The 24,056-nt window shown below is 72.1% G+C and carries 16 protein-coding genes; 9 read left to right on the forward strand and 7 right to left on the reverse strand.

Going from position 1 to position 24,056, the window contains the following annotated elements; all coding sequences use genetic code 11:
• The first annotated feature begins 40 nt into the window (after positions 1 to 40).
• Both ACTOQ3_RS28555 and ACTOQ3_RS28560 read left to right on the forward strand, forming a co-directional pair.
• Positions 41 to 985 (forward strand): ABC transporter ATP-binding protein, encoded by a 945-nt coding sequence (locus ACTOQ3_RS28555; RefSeq protein ID WP_440086491.1) that lies wholly within the window; start codon positions 41 to 43, stop codon positions 983 to 985.
• Positions 982 to 1,746, forward strand: coding sequence for an ABC transporter permease (locus tag ACTOQ3_RS28560; protein WP_440086492.1), 765 nt, complete (start codon positions 982 to 984; stop codon positions 1,744 to 1,746). The genes ACTOQ3_RS28555 and ACTOQ3_RS28560 overlap by 4 nt, the downstream gene beginning before the upstream one ends.
• Positions 1,747 to 2,150: 404 nt before the next feature.
• Here the strand turns inward: ACTOQ3_RS28560 and ACTOQ3_RS28565 are convergent, their stop codons facing one another.
• From ACTOQ3_RS28565 to ACTOQ3_RS28590, 6 genes are all read right to left on the reverse strand, one after another.
• On the reverse strand, positions 2,151 to 3,074 hold the full coding sequence (locus ACTOQ3_RS28565) for a hypothetical protein (RefSeq protein ID WP_440086493.1): 924 nt from the start codon (positions 3,072 to 3,074) through the stop codon (positions 2,151 to 2,153).
• Positions 3,075 to 3,309: 235 nt separating this feature from the next.
• Entirely contained in the window at positions 3,310 to 3,756 is a 447-nt protein-coding gene (locus ACTOQ3_RS28570) for a DUF6294 family protein (RefSeq protein WP_440086494.1), read from the reverse strand.
• A complete protein-coding gene (locus tag ACTOQ3_RS28575; RefSeq protein WP_440086495.1) occupies positions 3,753 to 5,030 on the reverse strand; it encodes an amidohydrolase family protein in 1,278 nt (425 codons plus the stop codon). Before ACTOQ3_RS28575 ends, ACTOQ3_RS28570 begins: the two co-directional genes overlap by 4 nt.
• A gap of 84 nt (positions 5,031 to 5,114) precedes the next feature.
• On the reverse strand, positions 5,115 to 8,045 hold the full coding sequence (locus tag ACTOQ3_RS28580) for an ATP-binding protein (protein WP_440086496.1): 2,931 nt from the start codon (positions 8,043 to 8,045) through the stop codon (positions 5,115 to 5,117).
• A gap of 823 nt (positions 8,046 to 8,868) precedes the next feature.
• Positions 8,869 to 9,585, reverse strand: a complete 717-nt coding sequence (locus tag ACTOQ3_RS28585) for an MgtC/SapB family protein (protein ID WP_440086497.1) — start codon at positions 9,583 to 9,585, stop codon at positions 8,869 to 8,871.
• A gap of 247 nt (positions 9,586 to 9,832) precedes the next feature.
• A complete protein-coding gene (locus ACTOQ3_RS28590; RefSeq protein WP_440086498.1) occupies positions 9,833 to 13,351 on the reverse strand; it encodes a S8 family serine peptidase in 3,519 nt (1,172 codons plus the stop codon).
• A 301-nt stretch (positions 13,352 to 13,652) separates the two neighbouring features.
• Here ACTOQ3_RS28590 and ACTOQ3_RS28595 point away from each other — a divergent pair, with 301 nt between their 5' ends.
• The 7 genes from ACTOQ3_RS28595 to ACTOQ3_RS28625 all read left to right on the forward strand — a co-directional run bounded on the left by ACTOQ3_RS28595 (position 13,653) and on the right by ACTOQ3_RS28625 (position 22,787).
• Positions 13,653 to 14,615, forward strand: a complete 963-nt coding sequence (locus ACTOQ3_RS28595; protein ID WP_440086499.1) for an alpha/beta hydrolase — start codon at positions 13,653 to 13,655, stop codon at positions 14,613 to 14,615.
• A 262-nt stretch (positions 14,616 to 14,877) separates the two neighbouring features.
• Positions 14,878 to 16,935, forward strand: coding sequence for an N-acetylneuraminate synthase family protein (locus ACTOQ3_RS28600; RefSeq protein ID WP_440086500.1), 2,058 nt, complete (start codon positions 14,878 to 14,880; stop codon positions 16,933 to 16,935).
• Positions 16,936 to 16,992: 57 nt separating this feature from the next.
• Positions 16,993 to 17,922, forward strand: a complete 930-nt coding sequence (locus ACTOQ3_RS28605; protein ID WP_440086501.1) for a glycosyltransferase family 2 protein — start codon at positions 16,993 to 16,995, stop codon at positions 17,920 to 17,922.
• Positions 17,919 to 19,208, forward strand: a complete 1,290-nt coding sequence (locus ACTOQ3_RS28610; RefSeq protein ID WP_440086502.1) for a polysialyltransferase family glycosyltransferase — start codon at positions 17,919 to 17,921, stop codon at positions 19,206 to 19,208. Before ACTOQ3_RS28605 ends, ACTOQ3_RS28610 begins: the two co-directional genes overlap by 4 nt.
• 130 nt (positions 19,209 to 19,338) lie before the next feature.
• Positions 19,339 to 21,051, forward strand: a complete 1,713-nt coding sequence (locus ACTOQ3_RS28615; protein ID WP_440086503.1) for a serine hydrolase domain-containing protein — start codon at positions 19,339 to 19,341, stop codon at positions 21,049 to 21,051.
• 6 nt (positions 21,052 to 21,057) lie between these two features.
• Positions 21,058 to 21,732, forward strand: a complete 675-nt coding sequence (locus ACTOQ3_RS28620; protein ID WP_440086505.1) for a response regulator transcription factor — start codon at positions 21,058 to 21,060, stop codon at positions 21,730 to 21,732.
• Positions 21,729 to 22,787 carry a HAMP domain-containing sensor histidine kinase gene (locus ACTOQ3_RS28625; RefSeq protein WP_440086506.1) on the forward strand — a complete coding sequence of 353 codons (1,059 nt, stop codon included), beginning with the start codon at positions 21,729 to 21,731 and terminating at the stop codon, positions 22,785 to 22,787. Before ACTOQ3_RS28620 ends, ACTOQ3_RS28625 begins: the two co-directional genes overlap by 4 nt.
• 29 nt (positions 22,788 to 22,816) lie before the next feature.
• Here the strand turns inward: ACTOQ3_RS28625 and ACTOQ3_RS28630 are convergent, their stop codons facing one another.
• Positions 22,817 to 24,004, reverse strand: a complete 1,188-nt coding sequence (locus tag ACTOQ3_RS28630) for a DUF6716 putative glycosyltransferase (protein ID WP_440086507.1) — start codon at positions 24,002 to 24,004, stop codon at positions 22,817 to 22,819.
• Between the last annotated feature and the right edge of the window lie 52 nt (positions 24,005 to 24,056).

Here is a 24,056-nt window from a genome sequence, read left to right on the forward strand (position 1 = left end):
GCACAGGCGCCTGGGGCTCGCCCTTTCTAACGTCGACGGCATGCATGCGACAACGTCATCTCCCGCCGTCGAGGCGGACCGTCTGCACAAGCGCTACCGCTCCAAGGTCGCCGTCGAGGAGGTCAGCCTCTCGGTCGCCGCCGGCGAGATCTTCGGCATCCTGGGACGCAACGGAGCCGGCAAGACGACCACCGTCGAGCTGATCGCCGGGCTCAGGCGGCCCGACCGCGGCACCGTCCGCGTGCTCGGCCTGGACACCCGGCGCGACCGGGCCCGGCTGCGCCAGGTTCTCGGAGTCCAGTTGCAGGAGGCCACCCTGCACTCCGCGCTCACGGTCACCGAGCTGGTCCGCCTGTACGGGACCTTCTACCGCGACCCGCTGCCGGCCGGCGACCTGATCGAGTCGGTCGGCCTGACCGCCTCCCACCGCACCCGCTTCGAGAATCTCTCCGGCGGCCAGCAGCAACGGCTGTCGATCGCGCTCGCCCTCGTCGGGCGGCCCCGGGTGGTGATCCTCGACGAGCTCACCACCGGGCTCGACCCCGAGGCACGCCGCCAGATGTGGTCGACCCTTGAGCGGCTGCGCGAGTCCGGCGTGACCGTCCTGCTCGTCAGCCACTCCATGGAGGAGATCGAACGACTGTGCGACCGGGTCGCACTGCTCGACGAGGGACGGGTCATCGCCCTCGACTCGCCCTCCGGACTCGTGCGAAGGGCCGGGTTCGCCCAGAGGGTCACCTTCCGCACGGCCGCCCCCGTGCCGGGCGGGCTGCTCGAAGGACTCGACGAGGTCGAGCGGGTACGCGCCGACGGCGACCGCGTCGTCGTCGAAGGCCACGGTGACCTGCTCCAGGCCGTCAGCGTCGCGCTCGTACGCGCCGGCGTCGTGGCGACCGGGACGCGCAGCGAACAGGCCGGCCTGGACGACGCCTTCGCCGTCCTGACCGGGCACCGGCTCGACGCCGAGGAGGAGACGGTCCGATGACGGACATCGTCGTCCACCGCCCCGGCCCGCGCGCCTGGGCCGGACTGCTGATCTGCGAGCTCAAGATGGTCGCCCGCGACACCGCCGGGCTGATCGTGCCGATCGGCATGCCCATGCTCATCCTGGTGATGAACGCCTCGTCCGCCGGCCGGGAGACGATCGCGCACGGCCGCACGGCGTTCGACGTCTACGTACTGCCGCTGGTGTTCACGATGGTCGTGGCCACCACCGGCATCGTCAACATGCCGAGCTTCCTGGCCTACTACCGCCGCAGCGGCATCCTGCGACGCCTCGGGGTGACGCCCGCCTCTCCCGCGCTGGTTCTCGTCGCCCAGGCGGCCGCCGGCGCGCTGCAGATCACCGTCGGCATCGCGGCCGCCTGGCTCCTGGCCCTGCTGGCGTTCGACGCCAGCCCCCCGGTGCGTGTCGGCGCGGCGCTCGGTGCGCTGGCGCTGACGGTGGCCGCCATGTACGCCGTGGGCCTGATCGTCGCCGCGCTGTCGCCCACCCCGAACTCCTCCGTGGCGATCGGCCTGAGCGTCTTCTTCGTCCTGGGCGCCACCGGCGGCATGTTCGGCGGGCGCGGCAGTCTCCCAGAGGTGATCACGACGATCGGGCAGTGGCTGCCGTTCGGCGCCGGGAGCCAGGCCCTGTCGGCCGCCTGGATCGGCGCCCCCGTCGAGGCCTCCAACCTGATCGGCCTCGCCGCCTGCGTCGTGTTCGGCAGCGTTGTCGCGGCCGTGTTCTTCCGCTGGGACTAGGAACCGTTCAGAGTTCGGATCATGTGGCTGAGGTGAGGAGCTTCAGCCACATGATCGCGCCTCGGAGGTGGAGTCCGGCCTTGTAGCTTTCCGGGGTTTTGTCGTAGCGGGTCGCCAGGCCGCGCCAGGTCTTGATCTTCCGGAAACAGCGTTCGACTGTTCTTCAACCCCCGGTGAAGAGTTCGGCGCTGGTGGAGTTGCTTCGCGGAGAAGGGGTGGCGTCGTTGCCGCAGCCGACCTGCGGCATGAAATCAGGAGAGTCGACCTTTTCTGGCACACGGGAGCGTGCATGCCAGGGTGACCCGGGTTTGAACACATCAAGTAGCCGTCAGCTCTGAACACACACCCCTGTGTCATCCGGGAACCGGCGACATGGGGCGCCGCGAGGGGTCACACTGCTGGTGCTACGCCAGACTGACCCGCAGGTCGAGGTTCATGTGCCGGTCAGTGAACCGCTGCTGACCGCTCCACTGTCCGTTCTGGAATTGGGACCACCAGAGAAAGTTGTCGTCACTGCCGACCCAGACCATCACGAGGCCCCGGTTCGTCCGGCCGAGCGCCGGGCTGCCGGTGGTCCATCCTACGGGCAGGTACTGTGGGGGTCCCTCCAACGTCGACCACCAGATATCGTTGTTGTCGACGCTTCGCCAGGCCATGTACAGATGTCTGCCATCGGACACGAGGGCAGGAACCTTGCTGGTGACCCTATGATCGGTGAAAGAAATCGGGTCTGACAGACGCGCTCCGTCCCAGTGCGCCAGCCGGATCTCCTTGGTTCCTTCCTCGCGCCAGGCGATGTACAGCTTTCCCTGGTGCTCCGTGGCCGCGACGCCGTCCTCGGTGCGGATGTCCGGGAGCCACCATGCGGGGGTGGGCGGGTTCCCCTCGCCTGGCTGCACCCACGTGTCACCACGTAGCTCCGACCAGCGCATAGAGGTGCCGCCGTCGCCTGCAGCCGCATCCGGGGTCGTCTTCCAGAACATGAACATCCGGCCGCTGTATTGAACCATGGTAGGAAAATTCTTGGTTTTGAAAGTGCGGTGGCCGTTTCCCGCTGGGACGTACGGCCCCCAGGCGTACTGCGTGCCGCCTGGGATCGCGTCAGGCAGCCGCTGCAGCCGCGAGAACCAGATGTGCTCGTCGTGACCGGAGCCCTTCCACGCCATGACGGTGTCGGTGCTGTTGCCCGCGATCGATGGGACGTTGCTGGTTCGCCGATCCCAGAGCAGTTGCGGCTCGGTCCAGCGGATGGTCGTCCCTATCACGTTGCGCGCCTCGGACCAGCGCGGGAAGTCGTCGCCGTCAGGATTCCACTCCAGCCAGGCCATTGCAGGCACCCGGATCGACATTATGTGTGGGCCTGTCATAATTCGCTACCTCCACTCAAATCACAGGGTGTATTGCGGGTGCGGATGATTCCACAACCTGGTGGTCCACCTCTGATCGCGAAATGTAAATCCTCCCTCCGCATGTCCCACACCGAGCGCGCCAGCGGCCGGATGTCGTTCCCGCCGGTCTGATCGTGGGGGCGCGGCAGGCCGTGTGGCCTGTCGCGGAGGGTGGTCAGCAGTGCTTGGCGAGGGACATGCGCTTGATGAGGGGGAACAGGTGCTTTTTGAATTTACCGGAGGCGAACCAGCGGTAGCGTTGCGAGCTGCTGGGCAGGCCCTGGACGAACTTGGTCGGGTCGGAACGGTCCTGGACGTCGACGTTGGTCAACGTGCCGAGCACGGCGTTGTTCTCGTCCTTGAGGCGCGCCCACATCAGCCAGGCGTCGTTGTCGTCGCCGCTGGTGACCGTGCCGTCGAACGTGGCTCTGCCGCTCGGGTACAGGGTCCATCGGGCGCCTTCGAACATCGTGCAGTTCCCCGCCGTCATCGGCCTGCTCCACGTGAAGGACATGGGGGACAGCGACGTGGAGGACGCGGCGCTCGGGAGCGTCGGTCCCAAGGCCAGGGCTACCAGGGTCGAGGTGGCGCCCACGGTCATGCGGAAGCGGGATCGGTTCATGACGGTTGATTCCTTTCGTAGTGAGGGTTGGTCGGAATGCGCCGGCCGAAGGTTGTCGGAGGCGGAATCGGGGTGAGCAGGGGGGTACCGCGGACGTAGACGGCGCGGATGTGGTGCAGGGCGTTGAGGTCTTCGAGTGGGTTGCCGTCGACGGCCAGGATGTCGGCGTCGTAGCCAGGGGCGAGTCGGCCCTTGCGATCTCCCAGCCCGCACACCTCGGCGGCGAGGGAGGTGGCGGCGCGCAGCGCCTCGGTTCTGGTCAGGCCGATGCCGGGGAACTGGCCGACGGCCCAGCGCAGGACGTCGGGCGGCTTGACCGGGCCGATGCCGGCGTCGGTCCCGGCGACGATTCGCGCCCCGGACGCGTGCAGTCGGCGGGCGTTGGCGGTCAGCGCCGGTACCCGGGCCGCCATTGCGGACGGCATCGCGCCCCCCTCCACCGGGACCACGCCGAGCGTGATCCCGAGTGCGATGCCGCGTTCCGCTATGGCCTTGACAAGGTCGTCCGGCGCCGGGTCGACGCCTTCCGAGGTCATGAAGGTGACGTGCTCAAGACCGTCCACACCCGCCGCGACCGCGTCGGCGACGGCTTGGGTGCCGTGCACGTGGGCGGTGACCGGCAGGTGGTGGCGGTGCGCCTCGGCCACGGCGGCCCGCAGCTCCTCCGGCGTGAACTGGGGCAGCTCAGGGTGGGTGCCGGGGGTCAGGTTGCCCCCGCTCGCCATGATCTTGATGATGTCGACGCCGCGCTCGGCGCGTTCCCGCACGGCCGCGCGGACCCCGTCCACGCCGGTCGCGGCGCCGCCCAGGTAGTGGCAGTGCCCTCTGGGCGTGGTGATCGGCGGCCCGGCCGCGACGATCGTCGGTAGAGAGCGGTCGGACGCGGCGGCGCCGCGCAGCGCGAGGCTCAGATAGTCCCGGTCGCCGAGATCGCGCACCGTCGTCACCCCGCCGCGGACGGCCCGCCTGGCGGCCGCCGCCATCGCGGCGAGGGCGGCGGCGGCGTCTCGGCCTGCCAGGTTGCCCACCGGATCCGGGCTCGCGTCGAAGGCCAGGTGAACGTGCGTGTCGATCAGGCCCGGCAGCAGCGTCGCACCGCCGAGGTCGACGACGGTGGCCCCCTGCGGCACACCGTCGAACGGGCCGACGGCCACGATGACGCCGCCGTCGAGCACGAGGACGGGATCGGGGGTCAGGGCCGGGCCGATGCCGTCGTACAGCCACGCGGCGCGCAGGACCGTGAGTCCGCCGAGCCGGAAGGAGCTGGTGTTCATGCACGTCAGCGTGCGGCCACCGGGGCCCTGCCCGCGTCCGGGAAACTACTCATGGCCGGTACTCATCCAGGGCAACCCGTGCGTCTACCCGGGCTCCGTGTCCGTCTGTCGCCGCGGACGGCCGGAGGCGACCCAGGCGGCGATCTGGGCGCGGCTGGTGAAGCCGAGTTTGCCCAGGATGTGCTGTACGTGATTCTCCACTGTCCGCTCGGCGATGTGCACGGCGGCGGCGATCTGCCGGCTGGTCAGGCCCTGGGACACCAGCACGGCGATCTCGTCCTCGCGCCGAGTCAGCGGGCCGGCCACCCGGCCGGACAGCGATCGCGCCAGCTCCGCGCAGCGCTCCCGCAGGGGAGCCATGCCGAGCCCTCCGGCCGCCGAGCCCGCCGACTCGGCCAGCGCGACCGCCTCGTCCCGGTCTCCCGGCCGTCGGCGCCTGGCCAGGGCACGGGCCAGTTCGTATCGGGCGAAGGCGGCCATGGGCGGCATGCCCGCCCGCTCGTTGATCTCGGCGGCGACGCGCAGGTGACGTACGGCATCGTCGAGGCGGCCCAGCGCGGCGGCCGCCCTTCCGAGCGGCAGCCGCATCGAGCCGAGGACCGCGATCACGCCGGCCCCACCGCAGGCGAACAGATCGGCATACGGTGCCATTGCACGGTACGTCTCGGCGGCCGCCTCCCGGTCGTCGAACTCCGCGGCGAGTTCGGCCGTGACGGCGAGCGCGCTCAGCAGAAGAAAACCCGGCACCGACGACGCGGGCGGCAACGTCTGGTAGATCTGCCGGGCCTCCTCCCGCCGTCCGGACGCCACCAGCAACAACGCCCAGGCGGGAGGCATCGCGACGGTGGCCGGGTTCACTTGGACCGCCGCCTCGATCGACTGGTCGGCGCTTCCGGCCTGGGTTCGCACCATCACCAGGAAGCCGTGCGACGGCACCAGGGCGCCCTCGTGGCCGGCCCGCCGCGCCAATTCCAACGCCTGTTCCCCCAGCGCGAGCGCATCACCGAAACGGCCGCGGGCCAGGGCGATCGCGGCCTGGTAGCGCAGCGCGTGCCAGCGTGCCAGTGGCGAGCGCAGCCGCCGGGCCACCGTGTCGATCGGGTCCAGTTCGGCCTCGGCCCGGTCGATCTGGCCCAGTTGCGCCAGCGCGTCGAAACGCCACAGCCGGCCCCACAGCACCGCGTCATCGTCACGGTCGGCCTCGCCCATGGCCAGCATCCGGTCCCCGAGGGCCAGCCGGTCGGCCACGCCGTCCGGGCCGCTGCGAGCGAGTTGTCTGGCCCGCAGCGCCTCCTTGACGGCCCTTCGGTCGCCGACCCGTTCGGCCATGGCCAGTGCTTCGGCCGAAAGGGCCCCGGCATCGCTGGACGAAGTCCACGAATCGTTCACCGCGAACTGGGCCAGGAGCCGCGCCCGCAGCGCGCTGTCCTGTTCGGGGATGCCCGCCAGCGCCTCGGCGTACAGCGCGCCGCCGGTGGCGTCCCACGCGAAGTCGGTGACCCCCTCCATGATCATGGCCGCCTCGCCGATGGTCCGCGCGTCGCCGGCCTCTCGCGCGATGGCGGCGGCCGCGAGCAACGACCGGCGGGCGCCGACCATCTCGTACGCCCTGACCTGCGCACGAGCTCTCGCCATCAGTAACCGGCACCGGTCCGGCCCGCCCAAGGCCGCGTCGGCCGCCGCGGCCACCGCGCGCCCGTACAGGGCGGCGGCCTCCTCCCACGCCAGTTGCGCCATCGCCTGCCCCGCGGCGCGCTCGGCCCACGCCACGGCCAGGCCGGCGTCCCCCGAGGGCAGCGACTCCAGCAGGTGAAAGGCCACCTCACTGACCCGGTCGGCCGCATCGACCCGCCCGATCAGGTACTCCGCCATCCGCAGATGCAACGTGAGCCGCTCCGCCGTGGACACCTCCAGCCGCGCCGCCTCCCGGATCAGATCGTGCCCGAACCGCACACCTGTGGGTCTCGCCTCCGTCGCGCCACCCGTGCTCCCGCCTGCGCGCGCCCCCGTGTCCGCCAGAGCGGTCAGGATTCCGGCCGCCGCCGCTTCGTCGAGCGCGTTCAGTACCTCCCCCACCTCCCACTCGGCCGCCGCGGCCAAGGCGAGCGGGTCCACTGCCGAGCCCAGCACTGCCGCCGCCGACACCACCCGCCCGCACCACGCCGACAGGCGATCCAGCCGACCCCGTACGGCGTCGCGGACCCCGACCGGCAGCTCTGCATCATCCCCTTGCTCGCCGCCCAGCACCCGGGCCAACTCGGTGACGAAGAACGGATTTCCCTGCGTACGCCGACTCACCGCGCCGACCACCGATTCCGGCGACGGCCAGCCGGTGACCCCGGCCAGCAAGTCGCCGACCTCGGCCTCGGCCAGGCCCGTCAGCCGCACCCGCGTCACCGACGCCTCCCCGGCCAGCGAGGCCAGCATCCGCCGCAGCGGCTCCCCGATCTCGGTGTCCCGGTAGATCGCCAGCACCGCCAGCCGTGACCCGGCCACTCCCCGAGCCAGGTACACCAGCAGCCGCAGCGACGCCTCGTCCGCCCAATGCAGGTCATCCAGGACCACCAGCAGCCCATCGGCCCCGGCCCCGGCCACCAGCAGCCCGCTCACCTCTTCGAACAGCTGGAACCGCTGCTCGGCCCCGCCCACTCCCGCGTGCACCAGGTCACCCAGCTCCGGCACGACGCCTCCCGTGCCCTGCCCGGCCTCCTGTCCCATGCCTTGCTCGGCGCCCTGCCCGGCACCGTGACCCGCGTGCTGACCCGGAGCGCCCCCGGATCGCCCGAGCGCCCGCAGGACCTGCCGGAACGGCCAATACGCCGGATTGCCCTCCTCATCGGTGGCCCGCCCCCACCAGCACCGCATCCCCATCCGCGCCGCCAGCGCCGCGGCCTCCTCCGCCAGGCGGCTCTTGCCCGCCCCGGGCTCCCCGGCCAGCAAAACCACCTGGCCCGCGCCACCGGCGGCCGCGCCAAGCCGGTCCGCGAGCAGCGCAAGCTCACGCTCCCGCCCCACGAACCCGACCTGCCCCTGTCGCGTCGCCTTCTCCGCTCCACCCGCGACCAGCCTTCACCGACCGCTTCCACCCGACTGTCGCCTCCGCAAGTGTGCCAGCGGTTCCACCCGGTTCAAAAGCACGGCGGCGAAGAGGGGGTTGATGCCGGCGGGAGTCGTTGATCAAGTGGTCCGTATTCGAGAGCACGGCCCCGGTGGCGGTCGCCCGGAGCGGTCGTTGGGGCGTAGCGATTCCAGGTCGCGTCGGCGTCAGCGGCGACTCGTGTGGCGGTGACGTGGTGATGGCCGAGAGACCTGGTGATGACGGGTGCCGGGGCCTGGAGAACGAGTTGGCGCCGGACCGCGGTAGGCCGAGTCCCGGAAAAGAGCATGCCATCACCGATGAACCAGACCGAACGCCCATGGGTCTCCCCGGCCCCACCCGCGGTGGGGCGACCTCGGCGACCTCCCGCCGCTCCCACGACCGGCCCCGGGAACGGCTCGGACGGGATTACCCGGAGGGGACGGCCCGCGAGCCGGCCCCCGCCAGGCTCGCGGCCTTCCCGGCAGCCGGTGCGACACCCGCGAGGAGCGGCACCGGCGTCATCGACACGATGACGAGGACGGATCAAGCCCTTTTCCCACCCACCCCCCGTGGATCGGTCAGGACGGGTCTTTCCGAACGTTAGGCAGGGACGCGCCGGAAAGCATGAGTATCCCCTACTCATCCCACCGGATCCCCGCCCAGCAAAAACCCGCGAATCCCCACGTCATAGACATTCTCCCCTCCGTACCCGGCAACGACGACGCCGAGGAGTGATCACCGAGGACGCGCGGCCGCGGTTCAGGGCATCGCCGTGTTGGCGTCCCTGCTCACCACGGCGAGCACCCCGTCGATCTCGGAGAGCGCCGTGGTGAGCTCCGTTATCGAGCCGGGGCCGTGCACGGTGAGCCAGAGCGAGACGGTCTCCGGGCTCTGCCCCTCGGGGCGCTGGCCGACGGACAGCTCGTCCACGCCGAATCCCCGGCGCGTGCATTCGGCCAGTGCCCTCCGCAGCACGCCGTGCTCGCCGAGGTAGGTCAGGTGGAGCCGCGAGGGCGCGTATTTGGACCGGGGAAGCCGGTCGGCCAGCGGCGTGAGGACGAACACCGTCGCGAAGTACCCGGCGGTCACGATGATCGCCAGCAGCCACAGCCCGGCCCCCGCCGCCATGCCCACCCCGGCGGTGAGCCAGACGGCCGCGGCGGTGGTGAGACCGCGGACCGCGTCACCGCGGACGAATATCAGTCCCGCGCCCAGGAAGCCGATGCCGGACACGATCTGGGAGGCCACCCGGGACGGATCGAGATTGACGTTCTCCCCCAGAACATCGGCGAAGCCGTATTTCGACACCAGCATGATCAGGGCGGCGGCGAAGCCGACCAGGGTGTGGGTGCGCAGGCCCGCGCTCTTCTGGCGGACCTCCCGCTCAAGGCCGATCATGGCGGAGAGCGCGAAGGCCAGGAACAGTGCCCCCACCTGCGCCCAGCCCTGTCCGGCGAGTTCACCGAGAGGTGCCATCCCCATCACCCCCGGTCCCGGTCCCGCGTCCCGGTGAAGGCGACACACCCCGCCAATCCCCGGCCCCGCACGACCCGTAACGTCGTTTGACCAGGACTTTGCCCGTCCGGCCGGCTCTCGGACCACCGGCCCGCGCACCGTCACACCGCGGCTCCCGGGTCGCGCACCGTCGTACCGCGGACCGCCGGGGGACGAGCACGGCCCGCCCCGTGGGGAAGACGGGGCGGGCCGGTGGGGGGTCAGGCCACTACGGGGTGGCCTTGTCGGGGCGCTCGGAGACGCGGACGCTGTTGAGCACGGTGTCGCCGGTCCGCTTGGCGAACCGCACGTTGAGCTGGCCGTCGGTGACCTTCACCGTGTACTGCCGGGTGGTGGCGACGTACGCGCCGGTCTCCAGGGCGAGGTCCAGCGCGGGGATCGCCAGCCCGCCCTCGACGATGACGTCGAAGACGCGCTGGCCCTCACGCTTGCCCCGGGTCTCGGCGAAGCCCAGCTCGACGGTGTAGGTGCCGTTGGGCACCTGGTCGAACCGGTACTCCAGCATCCCCTCGCGGACGCTCCTGAACAGCGCCTGCTCGGTGGTGCCGGTGATCGTCCTGCTCGTCGTGTTCGTCTTGGTGCCGGTGCCGACGTAGCCGTGACCGCCGGCGCTGTGCTTGCGGTCCGCGGTCCAGCGGTCGCCCGCGGCGTCGACGACGTCCCTGGTGCCGCCCACCTCGACGGCGACCTGGTGCCTGGGCACCACGACCGTCACGACGATCTCGATCTGCGGGTCGCGGCCGCTCGCCGAACGCACCAGCAGCTTGCCGGTGCGTACGGTGCCCGGCGGGACGCCCGCGCTGGAGGCGGTCACCTTCAGCGTCACCGACGCGCCCTTGGCGAGCTCGCCGGTGGCGGGCGCCACGCTCAACCAGCCCTGGGCGGGGTCGGTCACCACGGTGTAGGCCGTGGTGACGCCCAGGTTGGACAGTTCGACCGTGCCCGTCCTGGTGGTCTCCGCCGGTTGCACCAGGGTCAGCTCGGCGACCGAGGCCGTCACCCGGCCGGTGGCCAGCGCGATGTCGGCCCGGGTCACCGCCCCGGCGGTGACGGTGACCTCCTGGGTGAAGGTCCCGTAGTTCTCCTTGGAGACCTCGACCTGGTAGTCGCCCAGCAGGATCTGCCCGAGGAACCTGCCGTCCGCCCCGGTGGTGAAGGTCGCCACGTCACCGACCTTCACCGTCGCGCCCGCCAGCGGCTCGCCGTCGTTGGCGTCGGTGACGACGCCGGTCAGCAGGCCGTGCCGGCTCGCGGTGAAGGTCAGGCTCTGGCCGTCGCCGAGCGCGGCGCTGTTGAAGGAGTACTGCAGCGCGTCGGTGCCGTCGGCGTTCTCGATGCCCACCGTGGCGCCGATCCCGGCGTCGCGCTCGCCGTCGACGCTGTCGTAGCGGTATCCGACCGACCCGTTCTCGCCGAGCAGCGCCGAGAACGAGACGCGCTGGGTGGCGTCGGCGTAGAAGCGGGCGTTGCGCCACTCGACGACGAAGGTCCGGTTCGGCGCGGTCCCGACGGTGGCGGTGTAGACCCCGGACTGGTCGTCCAGCACGAGGTCGTCCCAGAAGGCGTAGAGCGCCGCGTTGGGCGCGCCGGGGGCGGGCAGGGCCACGTTGCCCGCCAGGGCGGTGCTGTCCTTGAAGGCCAGGAACCCGTTGCTGCTCACCCAGGCGCCGGTGTAGCCGGTGCCGTAGAACGGGAAGGTGAACGGCAGCGCGATCTGCTGGACCGCGTCGTCGCCGGTGAGCGTGCTCCTGGCGGTGCCCGCGACGTACGCCTCGGCGGCGCTGTCACAGGTGTAGCCGAAGGAGTCGGCGCGGCGCGGCAGGTCGACGTCCCTGGTCAGGTCGCCGGCCACCGTGATCGGCACGGTGAGCTCTCCCGCGCACCGGGAGCCGGGGGTGACCTTCAGCCGGTAGTCGCCGTCGGGCAGCGTGAGCCGGTACCGGCCCGCCGCGTCGGCGACCGCGCTGACCGGGGTGCCCACCGCGGTCAGCGTGGCACCCGGCTCGGCGGCGCCCGCGGCGGTGACCGTGCCGGAGACCGTGCCCGAGGACAGCTGCGCCGGCGACACGTCCTGGGTGACCTCCTGGCCGGACACGACGGTGACGGTCGCGGTGGCGTCGTCGTACCCGAACTTCCTCACGGTGAGCCGGTATTCGCCCGCGAGCAGGCGGGGCAGCGCGTACGTCCCGTCCTGGGCGGTGGTGGTCGTGCGGTTCAGCGGCCCGGTGACGGTGACGGCCGCCGCGGCGAGCGGTGTGCCGCCGGAGGTGACGGTGCCGCTCAGCCCGCCGAGCTCGCCGGCCGGGGTGGCCTGGACCGCCGCGAACGCGTCGAGCCTGCCCTCGCCCCAGATGTTGTTGTCCGCGGCGGTACCGCCGCAGCGCGTGTCGTCGACGTCGATCGCGGTCCGGTCGAGCAGCTCCCGGGTGGTGGCGATCTCGCCCAGCAGGGCGGGAGAGGCCGACCACATCAGTGCGACGGTGGCCGCCAGGTGCGGCGCGGCCATCGACGTGCCGGAGTTGGACCCGTAGCCGCCGTTGGTCACGGACGAGCGCACGTTCACGCCGGGTGCCGCGAGGTTGGGCTTGATCTCGCCGTTCTCGCCGGAACCGCGGGTGGAGAAGGTGGCGATCGCGTTGTTGACGTCGAACGCGCCGGCGCTGTATCCGGCGACGTACTGGCCGGGCGAGCCGCTGGAGTTGCAGCCCGCGTTCGTGACGTTGCCGTTGGCGAAGACGGGGAAGATGCCCGCCGCGACCCACGCGTCGACGGTCTCCTTGTACCAGGGGTCGAAGCCGTCGCCGCCCCAGGAGTTGTTGACGACGTGCGGCGCCAGGTCGGGACGCGGGTTGCCGCCGTCCAGGTCGGTGGGCGCGAGCACCCACTGCCCGGCGGCGAGCAGCGAGGCGTCGGAGCAGGTGCTGGACTCGCAGCCCTTGACGGCGATCCACTTCGCGGCGGGGGCGACGCCGATCGTGTTGGCGCCGCCGTCGTCGCCCACCATCGTGCCCATGGTGTGGGTGCCGTGGCCGTTGTTGTCGCACGGCGCGGTGCCCGGGCAGATGCCGGCCGGGTCGAACCAGTTGTAGGCGTGGTCGACGACGCCGTCGGCGCTCCTGCCGCGATACTTGGCGGCGAGCGCGGGGTGGTCGAACTGCACGCCGGTGTCGATGTTGGCCACGACGACGCCCTCGCCGCGGACGCCGAGCTCGCCCCAGACGCGGGGGGCGTTGACGCGGTCGATGTTCCACTCGATCGCGTTGATCCTCGCCACCTCCTTGCCGGGCAGCGGCTCGGGCACCTTGGTGACCCGGCCGGGCTCGATCCGGTCCACCTCGGGCCGCCCGGCGATCTCCTCGGCCAGCTTGGCGTTGCCGGTCACCTGGATGGCGTTGGCGATCCAGAAGGGGGTGAAGTCGGCGTTCTCGGCGGTCAGGAGCTTGCGCAGGCCCGCCTGCGACGAGGTGGCGAGCTCGGTCTTGGCCCGGAAGACCTGCGCGGCCTTCTCGGTCCTGGTCTTCGCCCTGCGAGCCGCGCCGAGGTCGGCGTCGCCGTTCAGGCGTACCCAGAAAGTGGCCTTGTCGTCGGTGGCCAGATCCGCCAGGACGGCCTTGTGGATCTTGTCTGGGGCGGGTGCGGCCTGGGCCACCCCCTGGGGGAGGACGAGCATCAGGGCGGTGGTGATCCCGGCCAGGACCGATCGCCGGTGTCGAGGGGGGTTTGACACACGATCTCCTTCACTCACTCCGGGCGGGAGTCTCCCGCCCGGCAGAGCGACGCGGGATGCGCACGATCTTTACAACCCACGTGGAGAATCCTGAATAGATCTTGTGTACTTTTCAAGCTTTCGGGTTACTAAAGCGCCATATGTCACCAGAATTAACATGAATGGACGGGCCCAAACAGCGGGTCGTACCGGCCGCGAACTCCCGCGCCTCCGCCGGACACACCGCCTCACCACCTCCCCCGCGGGCCCGGTACGGCATGTGGGCTTCACGCGATCAGCGGGACGCGGGAGGATTGGCGGCGTGAACCGCACCGCTGTACGCCTGGGAGTGTTCCTGCTGGCCGCCGTCGCGGTCGTGGCGGTGCTCCTCGCCCTGCTGCCCCCGTCCTCCACCGGCACGTACGGCAAGGAGGACGCCCGAGCCGCCGCCGTCGCGGTGAAGAAACTGGGCGAGCGCGACCACGAACTCACCGTCACCTCCGCCGCGCTCGGCCGCGAGGGCAAGGTCAGGGTCCTGCTGCCCGAGGGGTGGGAGCCGGGCTCGGGTCCGTGGCCGGTGCTGTATCTGCTGAACGGCTGCTGCCAGTCCCATTACGACACCTGGGTGACCAAGGGAGGCGCCGCGGAGCTCACCTCGGGCTACCCCGCGCTCGTGGTCATCCCCGAGAGCGGCCCCGTCGGTTTCTACTCGGACTGGCGTGAGGGGCCCGGCTGGGAGACCTTCCACCTCACCGAGGTGCGGACCGTCCTGGAGCGCGACTACGGCGCCGGGGACCGGCGGGCGGTGGCGGGGCTGTCCATGGGCGGGTTCGGGGCGATGTCGTACGCGGCCCGCCACCCCGGCATGTTCCAGGCGGCGGCCTCCTACTCCGGGGTGCTGCACACCCGCGACGGCAACGGCGGCGTCGACTGGCTGCTCGAGCAGTACGACGAGGAGTCCGTGAGGCTCTGGGGCTCCCCCCGGGACCCGGAGTGGGCCGCCCACAATCCAGCCGACCTCACCGGCGCGCTGCGCGGGGTGCGGCTCTTCGTCTCCAGCGGCGACGGCGCCCCCGGCCCGCTGGACGACGCCTCCGAGGCACGGGACGAGGGCGAGGCCTCCCTGCTCCTCCAGGCCGTGACCTTCGTCGAGCGGGCCAAGGCGAACGGCGCCGACGTGGCGGTCGACTTCTACGGCCCCGGCACCCACTCCTGGCCCTACTGGCGCCGCGGCCTCGAACGCTCGCTCCCCATGCTCATGGGCTCCATCGGCGCGTCCGTCTGAGGATCCGCGGGTCATCGGCGGGCCGGCGACCGGGAGGCCACGGGTCATCGGCGGGCGGGCGCTCGGAGGGCCGCGAGCGACCGGCGGGCCGGTGAGCAAGAGGCCGCGGGGCACCGGCGAGCCGGCGCTCCCGGTCGCGCGGAAAGTTAAGACGGGCGACTCTGGGCGTTCAGCTCAGACACCCCTTTCCGGTCACCCCCGTGGCTAGGTTCCTATGACACCCCAGCTCAGGGGCGTTCGCCGTATGTCATGAGGAGCCACCTTGCGAGTCCTGGCCGTTGTCCCCGCCCGTGGAGGTTCGGTGGGGGTCCCCCTGAAGAACCTGGCCGCGGTGGGCGGCAGTCCCCTGGTCGCCCGTGCGGTACGGGCCTGCGTGCGCGCCGAGCTGGTCGACGAGGTCGTGGTCAGCACCGACCACGAGGGGATCGCCGAGGCCGCCCGCGCCGCGGGCGCCACCGTGATCCACCGGCCGGAGGAGCTCAGCGGCGCGACCGCCTCCAGCGAGTCCGCCGTGCTGCACGCGCTGGACCACCTGTCCGAGGTCCCCGACGTGGTCGTCCTGGTGCAGTGCACCAGCGCGTTCATCGACCCCGCCGACCTGGACAGCGCGATCGCCAAGGTCCTGGACGGCAGCGCCGACGTGGTGTTCTCCGGGCTGGAGACGCACGAGTTCCTGTGGAGCGCCGCCGGCGCGGGCGTCAACCACGACCCGTCCCACCGCCCCCGCCGCCAGGACCGCGAGCCGAACTTCCGCGAGACCGGCGCGTTCTACGTGATGCGCGCCGAGGGCCTGCGCGAGCACGGCCACCGCTTCTTCGGCGCCGTCGCCGTGCAGCAGGTGCCCTCGCGCCACGCCATCGAGATCGACACCCCCGAGGACCTGGAGATCGTACGGGCGCTCGCGCCCTTCGTCGACGAGCCCGAGCCGATCGACGTGGACGCGGTGATCACCGACTTCGACGGCGTGCACACCGACGACCGCGCCTACGTCGACCAGGACGGCCGCGAGATGGTCGCGGTCAGCCGCTCCGACGGCATGGGCATCTCGCTGCTGCGCCGCTCCGGCGTCAAGCTGATGATCATGTCCACCGAGCACAACCCGGTGGTCGCGGCCCGCGCCCGCAAGCTCGGCGTGCCCGTCCTGCAGGGCCTGACCGACAAGCGGACCGTGCTGCGCGACTGGCTCGCCATCGAGGGGATCGACCCGGCCCGCGTCGCGTACGTCGGCAACGACGTCAACGACCTGGGCCCGATGAGCGACGTCGGCTGGCCCATCACGGTTCCCGACGCCCACCCCAAGGTCCGCGCCGCCGCCAGGACCGTGCTGACCCGGGCCGGAGGGGCCGGGGCCGTACGGGAGCTGTGCGACCGGGTCCTCGCGGCCCGCCCGCTGGAGGAGGTCGTCACCGCTCCCGCGCCCCGCGCCGAGCTGCGGCTCACCCCGGTCGCCAAGCCGGTCCAGATCGGCGACTCGCTGGTCGGCGCCGGCCAGCCGGTCTACATGATCGCCGAGATCGGCATCAACCACAACGGCGACCTGGACATCGCGCGCAGGCTGATCGACGTGGCGGCCGAGGCGGGCTGCCAGGCGGTCAAGTTCCAGAAGCGCACCCCGGAGATCTGCGTGCCGCTGGAGCAGCGCGACCAGATCCGGCAGACGCCCTGGGGCGAGATGACCTACATGGAGTACAAGATCAGGACCGAGTTCGGCCTGAAGGAGTACACCGAGATCGCCAAGCACTGCCAGGAGCGCGGCCTGGACTGGTTCGCCTCCCCGTGGGACGTGCCGTCGGTGGAGTTCCTCGAGTCGATGGACGTGGTCACCCACAAGATCGCCTCGGCGAGCGTGACCGACCTGGAGCTGCTGCGCGCGCTCGCCTCCACCGGCAAGCCGCTCATCCTGTCCACCGGCATGTCCACGCTGGAGGAGATCGACCAGGCGGTGGAGATCCTCGGCACCTCCAAGCTGGTGATGATGCACGCCACCTCCACCTACCCGCTTCCCCCCGAGGAGGCCAACCTCCGCGCGATCGTCACCCTCCAGGAGCGGTACGGCGTGCCGGTCGGCTACTCCGGCCACGAGCGCGGCCTGCAGATCTCGCTCGCGGCGGTGACCCTGGGCGCGGTGACCGTGGAGCGGCACATCACGCTCGACCGCACCATGTGGGGCTCCGACCACGCCGCCTCGCTGGAGCCGGCCGGGCTGGAGCACCTGGTCCGCGACATCCGGATCATCGAGACCGCCCTGGGCGACGGCGTCAAGCGGGTCTTCCCCGGCGAGGAGGCGCCCAAGTCGCGCCTGCGCCGCGTCACCGTGTGACCCTCCGACCGGGAAGCCGCCTCGTACGAACCTCCGACCGGGAACGGGAAGAACAACTTGATCAAGCTGTCCGTCGTCGTCCCGGTGCGGGACGCGGAGGCATACATCGGTGACGCGCTGACCTCGCTGGTCAGGAACGCGCGCCGGGACTTCGAGTTCATCGTGGTGGACGACGGATCCGCGGACGCGACCGGGCAGATCGTCGAGGACTTCCGCGACGACCTGCCCGGTCTGGTCGTGCTGCACAACGACGCGCCGGTCGGGCTGGCCGACGCGCGCAACCTCGGGGTCGCCCTGGCCTCCGGCCGCTACCTGACGTTCATGGACGGCGACGACTGGCTCGCGCCCGGCTACCTGGAGGACCTGGTCGGGGCGATCGAGCGGCTCGGCTGCGACTTCGTCCGGGTCGACCACGTCCAGGTGGAGGGCAGGAAGCGGGTGATCCACCGGGCGCCGCTCGCCACCCGGGAGGTGGTGCTGAAGCCGCGCGACCACATCCTGCCCGCCCGGTCGAAGACCATGGTCGACTACCCGTACGCGTGGGCGGGGATCTACCGCCGCGACCTCGGCGAGCTGCTGACCTTTCCCGGGCACCTGCACACCGCCGAGGACAGGCCGTGGATCTGGCGGCTGCACCGCGCCGCGAGCTCGTTCGCGGTGGTGTCGCTGGCCGGGCTGTTCTACCGGCGGATGGTGGCGGGCTCGCTGACGCAGATCGGCGACGCCAGGCAGCTGCACTTCTTCGACGCCTTCGACATGGTCTTCGACGGCCTGGAGGAGGAGTTCGCGCCCAAGGCGGTGCGCATGTTCCGCGCGCTCCTGGCCCACCACCTGGAGATGGGCGAGCGGTTCTCCCCCGAGCTGCGCGCCCGCTTCGAGGAGCGCGGCGCCGCCACCCTGAGACGGTTCCCCGCGGACCTGCTCGCCGAGACCCGCCTGGACCCGGAACGTGACCAGATCCTGCAGAGACTCCTGGAGGGCTGTTGACGCAGCTGTTCTACGCCTCGACCCTGTTCGGCGCGATGACGCTGGCGGCGGCGATCGACGACGGCCGCTTCGGTCCCCGCGAGGGGCGCCGGATCCTGCTGGTGTCCAACAACGCGGCCATCCCGGAGATCACCCCGTCCCTGGACGAGACCCCCGGTTTCGCCGCGCTGCGCCCGCGCTTCGACGAGGTCCACTCGTGGAACGAGATCGTGGCCCCGCTGCACCCCTCGGACTGGAAGGCCCGCGTCATCGAGGTGCCGATGCTGAGCCGCCTGGTCGGCTCGCACCTGTCCCTGGGCGACGGGCCCGCCGAGCTGGTCCTGGAGTCCATCGCGGTCCCCCCGGCCAGGACCCTGGGAGGGCTGGTCAAGGACTGCCCGATCTCGGTCTACTCCGACGGCCTGATGAGCTACGGCCCGACCCGCGACCCGCTGCCGCTGGAGATCTCCGGCCGGATCACCCGCCTGCTCCACCTCGACCTGGTCCCCGGCCTGACGCCGCTGCTGCTGTCGGAGTACGGGGTCCCCGCCGAGATCATCCCCGGCCGGGCCTTCCTCGACGTGATCGGGAAGGTCGGCGGAGAGGCCGGCGACGCGCCCTCGGGCCGGGCGATGATCCTCGGGCAGTACCTGTCCGCCCTCGACCTCGTCACCCCCGAGGAGGAGGCGCGGCTGCACGCCGACATGCTGCGCGGCCTCGCCGCCCGGGGATTTCGCGGCGTGCTGTTCAAGCCCCACCCGGCCGCCGGGCGCGAGCACGCCAGGCGGCTGCGCGAGACGGCCGCCGAGCTGGGCGTCGAGCTCGACGTGGTGGCGGAGACCGTACCCGCCGAATCGTGCTTCGCCGCGCTGAGGCCCGAGCTCGTGGTCGGCTGCTTCTCCACCGCCCTGATCACCGCGAGCCGGTACTTCGGGCTCCCGGTGGCGACGGTGGGCGGTGAGCTGGTCCTGGAGCGGCTCACCCCGTACGAGAACAGCAACCGGATCCCGGCCACCGTCACCGACGCCCTGCTGCCGCGGCTGTCGGCGGACGGCTCGCTGGAGGAACCGCCGCCGGTGGATCTTCCCGCCCTGGTGGGCGCGGTCGGCTACTGCATGCAGGCCGAGGTGTATCCGGGGCTGCGCGAGAACGCCGCCGCCTACCTGGAGGCGCACGGCCCCGCCCGCTACTTCAAGCGCCAGCGCCTCGGCGCCCTGGACCTGATCGCCCCGCGGGCCACCGCCGCCTCCCGGGAGCGGAGTCCCCTGGGCAGGCTCCGCGACCGCCTGTCGAAGGCGTTCCCCTAGACCCGCGGACCCGGCCCCGCCACGGCCCTGCCACGGCGGCGGCCGGTGAACGGCTCCGGGCCGGGCGGGACCCCGGCCCGGCGCGGAGCCGTTCACATCAGGTTTGCGGGCGGGGTCCTAGCTTCGCCTCATGCGAAAATCTCTTCCAGCCATCGCGGCCCTCGCGCTGACGGCGGCCCTGGCGGCGTGCAGCGCCGATCCGGCCGGCCCTGCCGGGTCGGCGGGCCCGCAGCCGCGACGGGCCGCGGACACCGGCGCGCCGCGGTGCGACCAGCGGCTGGACACGGCCTTCGGCGCGTGGGCGAGGGCCGGGTTCAGCGGATCGATCGCGATCATGAAGGGCGGCGAGGTCGAGTGTCTCGCCACCTACGGCACGGCCGACGCCGCCACCGGAAGGCCGAACACGCCGGAGACGGTGTTCAGCATCGGATCGGTCACCAAGGCCTTCACCGCGGCGGCCGTGTTCGCCCTGGTGGAGGAGGGGAAGCTGTCGCTCGACGACCGGGCGGGACGGATCCTGCCCGAGCTGGGCGGCGCCGCGGCCAAGGCGACGGTCAGGCAGCTGCTGCTGCACACCGGCGGGCTCAACGGCTCGCACGCCGACGACGACTACGAGCCGCTCGACCGGGACGCCGCGGTGGCGGCGATCGGCGCGCTGGAGCCGGCCTTCAAGCCCGGCCGCGGCTACCTGTACTCCAACGCCGGCTACACGTTGCTGGCGCTCGTCGTCGAGAAGGCGTCCGGCCGGAGTTTCCGCTCCTACCTGGCATCGAGGATCCTGCGGCTGCCCGGCGGACGGGTCGCGGGGGGATTCTGGGACGGTGAGCCGGCCGTGACCGGCCCCCGGGCCGTCGGCCGCCTCGACAACGACACGACCGGCCACCCGGGTGGTTTCGGCGGGCCGTACTGGGCCGTGGAGGGCAACGGGGGCCTCGCCATGACCATGCGGGATCTGGCGGCCTGGACGCACGCGCTGTTCACCGGGCGGCTGCTCTCCCGCGAGTCGGCCGAGGCCGTCGGCAGGCCCGGACACGACCTGGGCGGCGGCAGGGCCGAGACCCCGGGATGGGTGGCGTTCGAGAAGTCGGTGTTCGGCGAACCGTTCCTGACCGCGGCGGGGGGCGGCGGCGAGGTCGGCCACAACACCACCGTCGCGTGGATCCCCGGGCAGGATCGGGTGGTCGCGATATCGGCCAACAGGCCGGAGGTGAGCGCCGAGGACCTGCTGCGGGCGGTGGGCCCGGCGCTGCTCACCGGCGGCCCGCTGCCCACCCCCACCACCGCGCCCCGCGACGGCGCCGACCTCGCCGCTATCGTCGGATCGTACGAGCTGGAGACGGGAGGTTCCCTCGACGTGAGCGCCGCCGCGGGCAAGGTGACGGTCTCCGCCACCGGTCCCGACGCCGTCACGGCGCTGTTCCCGCCGCGCGGGCCCGGCGCCGGCGACACGCGCGGGCACGACGAGCGCGTCCTGGCGCTGCTGGCCGGTCGGACACAGGAGGGCCGCAAGGAGCGGGCGTCCCTGACCGCCGCCTTCGGGCCCGTGAACGGCGTCACCCTGGCCGGCACCGTGACCGGCGGCGGCGAGGTGCGCACCTACGTCACCATCACCGCGGGAGCCAGGCCGGTCCTCGGCTGGTACGCCGTGAACGAGCAGGGGGGCGTCCAGGCGGCGGAGGTTCCCACCAAACCCCCGAGGCTGACCTTCGTCGCCTCCGGGGACGGCCGCTATGTCCCCGACGACCCGACCGGCACCGGGCCGCAGGTGAGCCTCTCCCTCCGGGACCGGGACCTGGTCGTCTCCGGAGCGGACGGGACCTCGACCGCCCGGCGAACCGGCTGACCCGCCGTGCGCATCCTGATCGTCGAGGACGACCCCGATCTGGCCGAGCTGGTCGCCCTCGGCCTGCGCAACGAGTCGTACGCGGTCGACCTGGCGGCGACCTACCGCGAGGCGGAGGAGGCGCTGCGGACCACGGCCTACGACGTGGCCTGCTTCGACCTGTCCCTGCCCGACGGTGACGGGCTCGACCTCGTGCACCGGCTCGCCCGCGATCCCGACCTGCACCGGCCCCGGCGCACGCTCGTGCTGACCGCCCGCGACGCCGTCGCCGACCGGGTGGCCGGGCTGGACGCCGGTGCCGACGACTACCTCGTCAAGCCGTTCCACTTCGCCGAGCTCGTCGCCCGGCTGCGGGCGCTGGGCCGTCGCGGCGACGACCACGGATCGATCCTGCGGGTGGGCGAGCTGACGCTCGACCTGGCCGCCCACCGGGTGTGGCGATCCGGCGTCGAGCTCGCTCTCACCTCGCGCGAGTACGCGCTGCTGCGCTACTTCATGCACCACCCCGGTGCGACACTCTCGGCCGAGGACCTGCTGGAGCACGTGTGGGACGCGCACGCCAACCCCTTCACCGCCTCGGTACGGGTCATCCTCAGCCGGTTGCGCAGGAAGCTCGGCGATCCTCCCCTGATCCTCACGATCACCAATGTCGGCTACCGGCTGAAGGGGCCTTCGTCATGACCCGTCCCTGGCGGTCGCTGCGCGCGCGCCTGGCCGTGCTCGGATTCCTCGCGAGCTACCTCCCTGCGCTCCTGCTGTTCGGCGTGATCCTGGTGACCGACACCGAGACGACCCTCCAGACGCTCGACGGCGCGCAGAGCGTCCGGAGCACCTCCACGCACAGGTCGGCGTGGGTCAGCTGGACCGTCCTCGCGCTCGCTCCGGCCGCCGCCGCGCTCGCCTGGTGGTGGGCGGGCCGGGCGACGGCCCCGATCGAGCGGGTCCGCGCGGCGGCCGACGACATCGGCGGAACGGACCTGAGCCGGCGCATCGCCCTGGACCGCGGGCCGGCCGAGATAGTGGCACTGGCCGCCGCCTTCGACGCCATGCTCGACCGGCTGGAACAGGCCGCCGCGACGCAGTGGCGGCTGATCGACGAGACCAGCCACGAGCTGCGCGTGCCGCTGTCGGTCCTGATGACCAACGCCGAGGTGCTCCTCGACCACCCCGCGCCCACCGTCGAGATCTACCGGCGAGGGCTGCAACGCTCGCGGGAGGCGTCGGAACGGCTCCAGACGACGATCGACCACCTGCTGGTCGACGCCCGCGCGCGGGCCCGCGCCGTCGACCGGCGGCCGGCCGACCTGATGGTCCTGGTACGCGGCGTCGTCGAGCACGCCGGAGTGCTGGCGGCCGGGAAGGAGATCGGCCTGTCGGTCACCGGCCCGCCCACCGCCGTGTGCTCCGTCGACGAGCCCACCATGAGCCGCGCGATCTCCAACCTCGTCGACAACGCGATCAGGTACGCCCCGGCCGGATCGAGGGTGGAGATCGACGTCGAGGTCACCGGCGCCGAGGCCGCGGTGACCGTGACCGACCACGGCCCCGGCATCCCCGCCGGCGAACGCGAGCACGTCTTCCAGCGCTTCTGGCGCGGCCGGCGTGACGTCCCCGGCACCGGGCTCGGCCTGCCGATCGCCAGGCAGATCGCGCTGGCCCACGGCGGCGACCTCACGCTGGACCCTTCCCTGCCCGACGGTGACGGCTGCGCCTTCCGGCTCACCCTGCACCGCTGACCGGTTTCGAGGACGATCCCGGTCCGTGGCTAGCCGAGCGCCTTGAGGTAGCGGCGCATCCGGCGCTTGGCGCGGTAACCGACGCGCAGCACGTTCGGCGGGACCTCCACGCGCATGCGGGCGCGGCGGCGGGCCGCGGCGAACTCGGGGCCTTCGAGCAGGGAGCTCGCCGGGACCAGGCGCCCTGAGCGGGCCTGCCCGACCAGGGAGACCATCCGCGACACCCAGTCGCTCTCACCACCGGGGTGGAAGTAGTTGACCTTGCACCAGGCGTCGTCCGGGTCCAGGAAGCGCCCGGCGGAGAGGTCGTCGAGGGTGCCGAGCAGGCCGCTGTCCTCGAAGACCAGGTTGATCATCTCGGCGCTCACCCCGAAGTCCGACAGCACCAGGAGCGGCACCTTCTGGGCGATCGCCTCCAGCGCGGCGGTGGAGCTGACGGTGACGAACCCCGCCGCGTGGGCCAGGTGCTCGTGCATGGGCCCCACCGCGAAGCGCACGGCCTCGGCGCGCACCCGGCCCTCCGCGGCGAGCGACTGCCACAGGCGCTGGTAGTGGTGGCGCTCGTTGTGGGTCTGGCGCTCGGTGTCCAGGGCGCGGAGCTTGACGACGACGTCAAGGTCCGGCCGCCTCCCGGCCAGCTCGGCCAGGGCGAGCAGGATGCGCTCCCGCTCCTCCCTGCGCCTGGGCACCTTGGCCTGGGTGGCGAACACCACCCGGTCGCGCGGCCCGGTGACGGGGGTCTCCACGCCGTCGCGCAGGAACGGCAGCCGGGCCAGCCCGACCTGGCCGCCTCCGCCCAGCCTGCTGCCGATCTCGGAGAACTCCTCGACCTCCCGGCCGCTGTGCAGCACGAACAGGTCGCACCCGCTGCGGAACAGCCACGCCTTCTCGGTGGCCGGGACGGAGATGCCCGGCAGCCCCGAGACGAACACCGGCCGGGGCCGCAGCCCGGCCAGCACCTCGCCGACCAGCACGTCCACCACGGGTCCCGTACAGGCGACGAGCACCACGTCGGGCCTGAAACGCTCCGCGGTCCGGCGCAGCGCGCGGGCCGACAGCACGGGCGGGTCGGCCGCCGAGCCGGTGACGGCGGCGTGGATCTGCGCCGGCGACGGGGTGATGGGGGTGCGGATGACCGCAAGCTCCGTCTCGCAGCCCGAGGGCAGGTCCCTCAGCAGGCAGGCCGCCCACTTCAGGTAGGAGTCAGAGTCGGCCACGGCCAGGACCTTCAAAGAGAACCTCCGACGGGGAATCCCCGGTTTCGCGCGA

It is taken from the genome of Streptosporangium sp. LJ11 (genome assembly GCF_051918945.1).
In the GTDB taxonomy this organism is placed as follows: Bacteria; Actinomycetota; Actinomycetes; order Streptosporangiales; family Streptosporangiaceae; genus Streptosporangium.

What these genes read in the sequence shown, in the direction of transcription:
- ACTOQ3_RS28555 (WP_440086491.1), top strand. Translation starts at nt 41, where the DNA reads ATGCATGCGACAACGTCATCTCCCGCCGTCGAGGCGGACCGTCTGCAC.
- ACTOQ3_RS28560 (WP_440086492.1), top strand. Translation starts at nt 982, where the DNA reads ATGACGGACATCGTCGTCCACCGCCCCGGCCCGCGCGCCTGGGCCGGA.
- ACTOQ3_RS28565 (WP_440086493.1), bottom strand. Translation starts at nt 3,074, where the DNA reads ATGGCCTGGCTGGAGTGGAATCCTGACGGCGACGACTTCCCGCGCTGG.
- ACTOQ3_RS28570 (WP_440086494.1), bottom strand. Translation starts at nt 3,756, where the DNA reads ATGAACCGATCCCGCTTCCGCATGACCGTGGGCGCCACCTCGACCCTG.
- ACTOQ3_RS28575 (WP_440086495.1), bottom strand. Translation starts at nt 5,030, where the DNA reads ATGAACACCAGCTCCTTCCGGCTCGGCGGACTCACGGTCCTGCGCGCC.
- ACTOQ3_RS28585 (WP_440086497.1), bottom strand. Translation starts at nt 9,585, where the DNA reads ATGGCACCTCTCGGTGAACTCGCCGGACAGGGCTGGGCGCAGGTGGGG.
- ACTOQ3_RS28615 (WP_440086503.1), top strand. Translation starts at nt 19,339, where the DNA reads ATGCGAAAATCTCTTCCAGCCATCGCGGCCCTCGCGCTGACGGCGGCC.
- ACTOQ3_RS28625 (WP_440086506.1), top strand. Translation starts at nt 21,729, where the DNA reads ATGACCCGTCCCTGGCGGTCGCTGCGCGCGCGCCTGGCCGTGCTCGGA.